Genomic DNA, 8,166 nt, shown 5'->3' with positions numbered 1-8,166 from the left:
CCTCACCCAGCAACAGCAGCTGCTCATGACTGAGATCCGCTTGATCTACCTGCTCTTTGGCGGCGAGCGGGTGATCCTTCGGCATAAGCACCACAAAGGGTTCTTCATACAGCGCTTGGGTCACCACATCCGGCTCCACAAAGGGCAGCGCGACGATAATCACATCCAACTCGCCATTGCGCAGTTTTTTGCGCAGGTTGTGGGTATAGCCCTCCTCCACATAGAGCGGCATTTTGCTCGCCAACTGCTGTAAATGGGGAATAAACTTCGGCAGCAGATAAGGCCCTATAGTAAAAATCGCTCCCACCGATAAGGGACTACTGAGCTGGTCTTTACCGGCGTCGGCTAGGTCTTTAATCGCCGCCGTTTGCTCCAGCACCAAATGCGCCTGCGCCACAATCTGCTCACCCAAAGGGGTTGGCTGCACGCGAGACTTGGTGCGCTCAAACAAGGCTACCCCCAGCACATCCTCCAGTTTTTTGACCGCGATACTCAGGGTGGGCTGGCTCACATAACAGCGATCCGCCGCGCGGCCAAAATGTTGTTCTTGAGCAAGTGTGACTATATAGCGCAACTCGGTAAGGGTCATAATGCAGCTCCATTAGCTTGGCTTTTATGAATAGCCTAAAACTATCAGATATAAGGCATTTATCAAATGACAATTAACCTATCTTCACCAGAAAAATGCCTGATTATCGGCTGTGGCGATATTGGCCAGCGCCTCGCGCAGCAATTGCACCCATTTGGCTATCAAGTCACCGGCCTGCGCCGCTCGGTATGTGATCACTTACCCTACTTACACTATCGCTCAGGTGATGCCACCAATCTCCAGCAGATGCGCTCGCTGTTGGCAGAAGGATTTAACATCATCGTTATCAGCATGACACCCGGGGAACGAAGCGATGCAGGTTATAAACAGGCCTATGTGGATAGCTGCCAAGTGCTTCTGCAGGCCTTGGATTTACAACAACAGAAGCCACGCCTGATCCTGTTTGTCTCCAGCACCGCCGTCTATGGGCAGCAAGATGGCAGCTGGGTAGATGAAACATCGCCCACCGCCCCAGAAGGTTTCAGCGGTAAACGCCTCTTGCAGGCGGAACAGTTGATCGTGCAAAGCGGCTATGCCCATATCATCCTGCGTTTTAGCGGAATTTACGGCCCTGGCAGACGCCGCTTGATCGACCAAGTCGCACAGCAGCGCGCCTCTGCCAGCCCGTATTTCACCAATCGTATTCATGCGGATGACTGCGCGGGTGTGCTGGCTCATTTCATTGAACAGAGCAAACAGCAAACGCTGGATTCGCTTTATCTCGCCAGCGACTCGTCACCCACCCCTATGATAGAGGTGGTGAGTTGGATAGCTGAGCAGCTGGGAGTTGAGGATTTTCTAGCAGTGGATGCAGTTAATGAGCGCGGCAATAAACGGATTAGCAACCAGCGACTACTGGCATCAGGGTATCGCTTTCGCTATCCGGATTTTCGCAGCGGCTATGCAACACTACTTAGCAAACAATAACTGCCCTATTCAGCAGCGATAAAAAAACCCGGCGCGATGGCCGGGTTCTTCAGCAACTATCCAAAGATTAATTGCGTTTTTCGATAGTAGTCACTTTGGTAGAAACCTGACCTACTACACGACGGTTCTGCTCACGACCTGCAGCATTCATGTTGTCAGCAATTGGCTTGGCTTCACCGTAACCAATTGCTTTAACACGATCTGCACCAATGCCGTAGTTAGCAATCAGTGCTGCTTTTACAGCATCAGCACGGCTTTGTGACAACTTTTGGTTGTAAGCTTCAGAACCTTGGCTGTCAGTATGACCTTCAACAGTCACCACAGTATCAGCGTATTGATTCATGAAAGTCGCCAAATTGGCTACTTCACTTTCAAACTCAGGCTTGATAATTGACTTGGCTGAATCGAAGGTGATGTTTAACTTGATCGCTACAGTTTCAGTCAACTTCAACGTACAGCCAACGTCATCTACCTTGTTCACTTTAGGGGTATCTGGGCACTGGTCTTTAGAGTCAAGTACACCGTCACCATCACTGTCCAAGTCTACTGGCGCAGCAGCAACGGGGGCTGGCGCAGGGCTTGAAGTTTTGCCAAATGCGTAACCAATACCTGCAGTTACCGCAAGATCGGTATATTCATTGTCAAGGCTATTGAATGCGCGCACATCAGTGCGGAACTGCCAGTTATCGCCAAGGCTGCGCTTGAGGCCAGCTCCCAAATTGAGCAGCGTGTCGCGCTCTGAGGAAGGTGATGCGGCGTTGAATTCACGTTTTTGATCGCCCACACCAAAGGCAACATAAGGGCGCCATGCGCTCTCAGTGTTGATGTGATACAGCATATCCATGCGGTATTGGGTGCCATCTACGTCAACTGCGCCCGATTGGGTTTCACTGTCCCAACGGCTGGCAACCAGATCCAACATCCAATTTTCAGTCAGGGCAAAACCTACGCCCATACCCCAGTTGTTGGCATCTTCTAAAGGCTCGTCAAAAAAAGTACGACCAACATCAGCGTGAATTTCTACTTTGTGATTATCAGCGCTGGCGCCGGTTGAAATGACAGCCGCAATCGCAGCTGATAAAGCAAGTAAGTGTGTGTGTTTCATAGCCATTTGTTCTCCGTTGAAAATAGCGAGGTTCCAAAGACAATCTGATTCCCTCGATTGATTACATTCTAAAGCTGGTAAAACATAGCGATCATTAACGATCTCAAAATTGATTGCCCACTGAATTCCATTTCATGATTATTTTCAGCTGGTTACATTAACAAACTAAAGCACTTTATGCCAATTTACGGTGTTTTTTTGTACAGCAAATCCCACACGCCATGACCAAGGCGTTCGCCGCGTTTTTCAAACTTGGTAATCGGGCGATAATCTGGCCGTGGGGCATAGCCAGTTTCGGTAAACTCTGTAGTAAACCCTGGCGCAGCACTCATCACCTCTAGCATGTGTTCAGCGTATGCCTGCCAGTCAGTCGCCATGTGGAACATTCCGCCGCCGGCTATCTTAGGGCGGAGTTGCTGAACAAAGGCTGACTGAAGGATGCGGCGCTTGTGATGTTTTTTCTTGTGCCAGGGGTCGGGAAAATAGATCTGCACCCGGTTTAGCGACGCGTCGGGAATACACTGCTGCAAGACTTCCACCGCATCGTCACAATAGGCGCGCAGGTTGTTCAGCCCGGCTTCGCCCATGCCCATCAGCAGGCGGCCAACACCGGGGCGATGCACTTCAACACCGATAAAGTCTTTGTCACTTTCACGCTGCGCCATCTCCAGCAGGGACTGGCCCATACCAAAACCAATCTCAAAAACCAGCGGCGCGCGGCGCCCGAAAACCGCCTCGGGATCAATCATGCCATCGGCAAGCTGCAAGCCCGCGTCTGGCCAATAGCGCTCATAGGCCAATTCCTGACCCTTGGTCATGCGCCCGGTGCGAAGCACAAAACTGCGGATACGCCGCAGCGGACGACGTTCGTCCTTGATGCCGTCCTCAATCATGACAGCCCCTTGATCGTGGCATAGGTCAGACAGGCCCAGCCCGCCAGCAGACACAGCCCGCCAATGGGCGTTATCGCCCCCAGAATTTTGACGCCAGTGAGGGCCAGTGCGTACAGGCTGCCGCTGAAGATCAGGGTGCCCACCAGAAACAGCATCGCGCTGAGCTTCAGACCCTGCGCGCCGCCCACCATCAGTACTGCCACCGCCAGCAGGGCCAGGGTGTGATAAAAGTGATACTGCACAGCCGTTTCATACACGGCCAGCATATCGGCGCTCAGGCGCTGCTTTAAGGCGTGGGCGCCAAAGGCTCCCAGCGCCACGGCGAGAAAACCACTGATCGCCGACGCGGCGAGGAAGAACTGGCCCATAGTTTATTTACCCTTCACAATACGATGGCTGGGTTTGGCTGTACGAGACAGCAAGCCCGGCAGTTTACCAACTCAGGAAAAAGGATTCAGCGCTGATGCGCAGGCAGTCGCGAAGCAAACCCCCAACCGAAGGCAGTATCCGCATCATCGGCGGCGACTGGCGCGGCCGCAAACTCCACTTTCCGATAACCGACGGGCTGCGCCCAACCGGCGACCGGGTGCGCGAAACTCTGTTTAACTGGCTACAGTGGGACATTACCGACGCCCGGGTGCTGGACTTATTTGCCGGCAGTGGCAGCTTAGGCTTTGAAGCGGCATCGCGCGGAGCGGCTCAGGTTACTTTGATAGAAGCGGTAAAGTCCGTCAGCCAGCAGTTACAGAAAAACATTGGCATGTTAAAAGGCCAGAACATTGAAGTTGTTACTCATAACGCACTCGACTGGCTGCAAACTCAGCATAGTGAAGCTTATGACATTGTCTTTATCGATCCGCCGTTTCGTGAAGGACTGGCCGATAAAGCACTGAAACTGCTGGATGAAGGTAAATGGCTGGCCGCCGACAATCAGGTGTATCTGGAAACAGAAAAAGAATGGCCATTGAAATTACCGGCAAACTGGCGTGTGACCAAGGAGAAAACTCACGGGCAAGTTTGCTTTCGCTTACTGACTAAGGACATAGCATGAAAGTTATTATTGTTGCCGGCAAAGTGGTTTTTGCCGTTATTTGGCTGGGTCTTTTTGCTCTGCTTGCAGGGGCAAACGGCGAACTCAGCACCCAGTCCATTGGTTTGCTGAGCTTGTTATTAGCCGTTATGGTTATTACTCACCTGCTGCTGCTTGGTATTTTTGTTGCCACCATGAAAGAGGTCTTTCCCTGGCGCAAAGGCGACAGCTGGCAAATTCTGGCCTTTGGCATTTTCGCCTGGCTGTCTATTCTTCAGCGTCCAAAGCCAGACCAAGGTTCGACACCCCCTCGTCCTTGAGCATCATTTTTAACTGGCTTACCAAAGCCTTGTTTACCGCAGGCTGTTGTTCAAGAAAGTTGAGCATAGCCTGCTGAATAGCAACTTCGTATTCCATTAATTCATGGTTCTGAACGTGTTCTTTTAATTGCTCGGTTCCCACTTCTTCGGCGTCATTGAGTTCGATAAACTTCGCCACACTGGCTTGTGATATTTTTGCCACATCCAGAAAATTAGACGCGTTATCGTCCAGCAGCCCCTGCAACAACGTACTCAACGCTGTGCAAGCATCCATTGCCGGGTAGACACCCAACATATCGTGTCCGTATTCACTCGGGGTTTGCTCGTCGACTTTTTCCTGCCAGCGGGCAAAATTCACTTTGGTTTTCTTCGGGTTGGCCACCCAATCCCAGCAGGCATTTAAGGTGCCATGCAAGGGTTTGCTGTCACCAAAGCCGGTTAACTGATGAAAGAAGTCGTAATTAGGAACCATGCGTTCGCACAAATATAACGCCATAACAATTTGCTGTTCACGCGGCAGTTCGCGTATGCGCTGAAAGGTATCGAGTTGACTCACGTTCCGGCTCCAGACAGTGTATGCTTATCACTGTGTCGTTTTATTCGTTAAGGGTCCGTATTATGCCGAAGTTATCGCTCCCCTGCCATGCCGATGTTGTGCAAGCCCGTCAGAGAATCAATAGCTACACCGTCAAGACGCCTGTACTGACTAACCCTGCTGTAAATCAGCAATTAGGCTGCGAATTATTTTTCAAATGTGAAAATTTACAACGTACCGGGGCTTTTAAGTTCCGTGGTGCCACTAACGCGCTACTTAAACTTAGCCCGGAGCAGCGCCAGCAAGGGGTTATTACGGTGTCTTCGGGCAATCATGGTGCGGCATTAGCTCATGCAGGTAAAGCTTTGGGTGTAAAAGTAAAAGTCGGCGTACCCACTAATGCTCCCGCAATAAAACGGCAAAATATTGAAGCCGGTGGTGCTGAAATTACTGATATTGAACCGGGTATGGCCGCGCGTGAAGCTATTGTTGCCAAGTGGCAAAAAGAAGGCGAAAGTCACTTTATACCGCCTTATGATCATGCCGACATTATTGCCGGTCAGGGCACAGCAACACTTGAGTTACTGGAGCAAACGGACGCACTGGATGCGGTAATAACGCCACTGGGCGGCGGAGGTCTGCTTTCAGGCGCCTGTCTTGCCTGTGACGGTACCGAAATACAAGTGTTCGGAGCGGAGCCGGAATTAGCAAATGACGCTTTCTTGTCATTGAAAGCCGGAGAGCGGCAGTCGGCATTACCTGCGAAAAGCCTGTGCGATGGCCTACTGACTCAAGTTGGCGAATTGCCTTTTGCCATTATTCAGCAACGTATCAGCGATATATTAGTCTTGAAGGATGAAGACACTCTAAGCGCCATGCAGCTGATTTGGCATCATCTGAAAATTATCGTCGAACCGTCTTCTGCTATTGCCTTAGCTGCGGTTATACAAAATAAAGCGCTGTTTGAAGGCAAACGAGTTGGCTTGGTGCTGAGTGGCGGTAACGTTGCGGCACAGCCGGAAGATACAAAGCTGCGCCAATAGTCGATGCTATTTCACAACTTAGGTTGCGAAAATTTGACTGTCGTCGTTGAAGGTTTTGAATTCCAGCGCGTTACCGCAATAATCGTAGAAGAACATGGTGCCCTGCTCACCCGGTTTGCCTTTAAACCGAATATAGGGCTCTATAACAAACTCAATATTCGCGGCTTTTACACGTTCAGCCAGTGCTTCCCAGTCATCGCGCAATAAGACGACGCCAAAGTGCGGAACGGGAACGGAGTGACCATCAACGCCACTGTGATTTTTTACACCAGCAACATCGGGCGCTACATGAGTCACAAACTGGTGACCAAAGAAGTTCCAGTCTATCCATTCGTCACTGCTGCGTCCCTGTGACAGCCCTAGCACATCACCGTAAAACGACCGTGCATTATCGAGAGAGCTGACAGGAATGGCTAAATGAAAGGGCCGTACATTGGTTGTATCTGACATACTGCTAATTTGCCTTCACTCTTAATGACTAAATTAATGACTGAGTTTTGCCGCAATGTTTTGTGGTGAGCTGGTTTGCGGCGAACGGCGCCACATTCTGACACCAATAGCGAACACTAAAAGCGCCCAGTTTACCGGAGGAATAAAACCCGCGGTTAAAACCGCCAACAAATTCCACAGTGGCTTTTTCTGATGCTGGCCCACTAAAGTGTAAAACAATAGAGCGGCTACGAGTCCTTGGAGTACCATGAGGCTCAATAGCATAAGTCTTTCCTTCTCGTTATTTATGCAACGCTTTTGCGTTTTTATTTTTGTTTTCGATCAGTTTTTACTGATAGGTAAAGACTACTGAATTATGACGAAAGTGTAAAACTTTGTATAAATATTTGAATTTAAAAACAAAAAACCGACCAAAAGGCCGGTTTTTTATATTAAGCGTTATATTTTTAATCGTTGGTGGCGATTAAAATGCGTTTAGCGCCTTGTCTAAATCGGCTTTCAGATCATCAAGATCTTCAATACCAACCGATACGCGAACAAAGTTATCCAGAATGCCTAACTTCTCGCGGTTTTCTTTTGGCACTGACGCGTGCGTCATAATAGCCGGATGCTCAATGAGCGACTCAACGCCACCTAAGCTTTCCGCCAAGGCGAACACTTCTACCGACTCCAGGAATTTGCGCGCCGCTTCTAAATCGCCTTTCAGCAGAATAGAAATCATGCCGCCAAAGCCCTGCATCTGCTTTTTAGCCAACTCGTGCTGCGGGTGGCTTTCAAGCCCCGGGTAAATCACTTTTTCCACTTTAGGGTGTTGCTCAAGCCACTTGGCCAGTTCCATTGCCGCTTCGTTGTGGTGACGCATACGCAATGCCAGCGTTTTCACGCCTCGCAACGCCAGGTAAGAGTCAAACGGACCGGCAATAGCACCTGCAGAGTTCTGTAAGAACAGCATGCGCTCAACCAGGTCGTCATTGTCGCCAACAACGGCAATACCGCCAACCATGTCTGAATGACCATTTAAGTATTTGGTGGCCGAATGCATAACCATGTCTGCGCCCATTTCCAGCGGACGCTGGTTAAATGGCGTAGCGAAGGTGTTGTCCACCACCACAATAATGTCCGGGTTCTTTTTCTTCGCCAGTTTAACGATGGCTTCAATATCAACCAACTTCAGCATCGGGTTGCTTGGTGTTTCCACCCAGATCATGCGGGTGTTGTCCTGAATGCTGGCTTCCACTGCGCTTAAGTCAGCTAAATCCACATAAGAGAATTTC

Annotated in this window: 12 protein-coding genes; 4 read left to right on the top strand and 8 right to left on the bottom strand. The window is 50.2% G+C overall.

The genetic code is table 11. The annotated features are described in order from the left end of the window. The coding region (locus B3180_RS11395; protein WP_286844624.1) for a LysR substrate-binding domain-containing protein at positions 1-589 on the bottom strand (589 nt) is incomplete at its 3' end. A 66-nt stretch (positions 590-655) separates the two neighbouring features. Between B3180_RS11395 and B3180_RS11390 the strand changes: the two genes are divergently transcribed. Continuing rightward, a complete protein-coding gene (locus tag B3180_RS11390; protein WP_286844621.1) occupies positions 656-1,516 on the top strand; it encodes an SDR family oxidoreductase in 861 nt (286 codons plus the stop codon). A gap of 67 nt (positions 1,517-1,583) precedes the next feature. Here the strand turns inward: B3180_RS11390 and B3180_RS11385 are convergent, their stop codons facing one another. The 3 genes from B3180_RS11385 to B3180_RS11375 form a co-directional block, all read right to left on the bottom strand. Continuing rightward, positions 1,584-2,627, bottom strand: a complete 1,044-nt coding sequence (locus B3180_RS11385; protein ID WP_286844618.1) for an OmpA family protein — start codon at positions 2,625-2,627, stop codon at positions 1,584-1,586. Between the two features lie 179 nt (positions 2,628-2,806). After that, positions 2,807-3,514, bottom strand: a complete 708-nt coding sequence (gene trmB / locus B3180_RS11380; RefSeq protein ID WP_286844615.1) for a tRNA (guanosine(46)-N7)-methyltransferase TrmB — start codon at positions 3,512-3,514, stop codon at positions 2,807-2,809. Next, complete coding sequence (locus B3180_RS11375; RefSeq protein ID WP_286844612.1) at positions 3,511-3,882, bottom strand: DUF423 domain-containing protein; 372 nt, start codon at positions 3,880-3,882, stop codon at positions 3,511-3,513. Before B3180_RS11375 ends, trmB begins: the two co-directional genes overlap by 4 nt. A gap of 95 nt (positions 3,883-3,977) precedes the next feature. Here B3180_RS11375 and rsmD point away from each other — a divergent pair, with 95 nt between their 5' ends. Together rsmD and B3180_RS11365 are read left to right on the top strand one after the other, a co-directional pair. Then, complete coding sequence (gene rsmD / locus B3180_RS11370) at positions 3,978-4,565, top strand: 16S rRNA (guanine(966)-N(2))-methyltransferase RsmD (RefSeq protein WP_286844609.1); 588 nt, start codon at positions 3,978-3,980, stop codon at positions 4,563-4,565. After that, on the top strand, positions 4,562-4,864 hold the full coding sequence (locus B3180_RS11365) for a hypothetical protein (protein WP_054490899.1): 303 nt from the start codon (positions 4,562-4,564) through the stop codon (positions 4,862-4,864). The genes rsmD and B3180_RS11365 overlap by 4 nt, the downstream gene beginning before the upstream one ends. Here B3180_RS11365 and B3180_RS11360 read toward each other — a convergent pair. After that, the gene (locus tag B3180_RS11360) at positions 4,812-5,420 is read right to left on the bottom strand and encodes a YjaG family protein (protein WP_199494478.1); all 609 of its coding nucleotides are present in this window, start codon (positions 5,418-5,420) and stop codon (positions 4,812-4,814) included. The two genes, B3180_RS11365 and B3180_RS11360, sit on opposite strands and share 53 nt — an antisense overlap. Before the next feature lie 62 nt (positions 5,421-5,482). Here B3180_RS11360 and B3180_RS11355 point away from each other — a divergent pair, with 62 nt between their 5' ends. Then, positions 5,483-6,442 (top strand): threonine ammonia-lyase, encoded by a 960-nt coding sequence (locus B3180_RS11355; RefSeq protein WP_199494479.1) that lies wholly within the window; start codon positions 5,483-5,485, stop codon positions 6,440-6,442. Positions 6,443-6,460: 18 nt separating this feature from the next. On the opposite strand, the gene B3180_RS11350 is transcribed toward B3180_RS11355, so the two are convergent. From B3180_RS11350 to B3180_RS11340, 3 genes are all read right to left on the bottom strand, one after another. Continuing rightward, the gene (locus B3180_RS11350) at positions 6,461-6,892 is read right to left on the bottom strand and encodes a VOC family protein (RefSeq protein WP_199494480.1); all 432 of its coding nucleotides are present in this window, start codon (positions 6,890-6,892) and stop codon (positions 6,461-6,463) included. Positions 6,893-6,925: 33 nt separating this feature from the next. Next, entirely contained in the window at positions 6,926-7,156 is a 231-nt protein-coding gene (locus B3180_RS11345) for a hypothetical protein (protein WP_054490906.1), read from the bottom strand. 199 nt (positions 7,157-7,355) lie between these two features. After that, the coding region (locus B3180_RS11340) for a trans-sulfuration enzyme family protein (protein ID WP_286844598.1) at positions 7,356-8,166 on the bottom strand (811 nt) is incomplete at its 5' end.

Origin of the sequence: Idiomarina sp. UBA4206 (genome assembly GCF_002383015.1) — a bacterium.
Taxonomy (GTDB): domain Bacteria; phylum Pseudomonadota; class Gammaproteobacteria; order Enterobacterales; family Alteromonadaceae; genus Idiomarina; species Idiomarina abyssalis.
This window is presented reverse-complemented; position numbering and strand designations above follow the sequence as displayed.

What these genes read in the sequence shown, in the direction of transcription:
- B3180_RS11390 (WP_286844621.1), top strand. Translation starts at nt 656, where the DNA reads ATGACAATTAACCTATCTTCACCAGAAAAATGCCTGATTATCGGCTGT.
- B3180_RS11385 (WP_286844618.1), bottom strand. Translation starts at nt 2,627, where the DNA reads ATGGCTATGAAACACACACACTTACTTGCTTTATCAGCTGCGATTGCG.
- trmB (WP_286844615.1), bottom strand. Translation starts at nt 3,514, where the DNA reads ATGATTGAGGACGGCATCAAGGACGAACGTCGTCCGCTGCGGCGTATC.
- B3180_RS11375 (WP_286844612.1), bottom strand. Translation starts at nt 3,882, where the DNA reads ATGGGCCAGTTCTTCCTCGCCGCGTCGGCGATCAGTGGTTTTCTCGCC.
- rsmD (WP_286844609.1), top strand. Translation starts at nt 3,978, where the DNA reads ATGCGCAGGCAGTCGCGAAGCAAACCCCCAACCGAAGGCAGTATCCGC.
- B3180_RS11365 (WP_054490899.1), top strand. Translation starts at nt 4,562, where the DNA reads ATGAAAGTTATTATTGTTGCCGGCAAAGTGGTTTTTGCCGTTATTTGG.
- B3180_RS11355 (WP_199494479.1), top strand. Translation starts at nt 5,483, where the DNA reads ATGCCGAAGTTATCGCTCCCCTGCCATGCCGATGTTGTGCAAGCCCGT.
- B3180_RS11350 (WP_199494480.1), bottom strand. Translation starts at nt 6,892, where the DNA reads ATGTCAGATACAACCAATGTACGGCCCTTTCATTTAGCCATTCCTGTC.
- B3180_RS11345 (WP_054490906.1), bottom strand. Translation starts at nt 7,156, where the DNA reads ATGCTATTGAGCCTCATGGTACTCCAAGGACTCGTAGCCGCTCTATTG.